1 protein-coding gene is annotated in these 542 nt (G+C 49.1%); it reads left to right on the forward strand.

Annotated elements, in window-relative coordinates; genetic code table 11:
* Positions 1–151: 151 nt before the first annotated feature.
* Positions 152–542 (forward strand): DNA-binding domain-containing protein (locus R7040_RS29345; protein WP_318098030.1); only part of this gene is annotated, 391 nt, incomplete at its 3' end.

Below are 542 nucleotides of genomic sequence, written 5' to 3' on the forward strand. Positions count from 1 at the left end.
AACACTGGGTCGAACAGTATGGTCCGCGCCATACCTTAATTGAATGGGACTTAGATATCCCAGCACCAGAAGTGTTATTGGCAGAAGCGGAAAAGGCCTCGCTCCTTCTCTCCCAAATTACCACCCCGCTTAGCGCTACGAGGAAAGCCTCATGAAGCTAGCCACCTTACAAAACCAGTTTGCGAAAGCGCTTCACTATCAGGCATTGGGCGATGACTGTGATATTGCGAGCGATCAGTTTACCGCTGACGAGCGCATGCAGATATATCGCAACAACTTTATCATCAGCTTGAGCGAAGTCCTTTCTGCTACTTATCCGATGGTTGAAGCGTTACTAGGGGAAACGTGCTTTGCCCAAATAGCACGCCAACATGTTTTAACGCACCCACTCCAAGAAGGCAGTGTTATTCACTACGGAAAAGACTTTCACCACACTGTGATGTTGTTTGGCCAGGTCATGGCTCAAGCGCCATACAGCCCAGAAGTCGCACTCTTTGAATGGAACATCGACCTTGCTCGCCAAGCTCGTTATGAGCATCAAG

The organism is Vibrio sp. 1069, assembly GCF_033340555.1.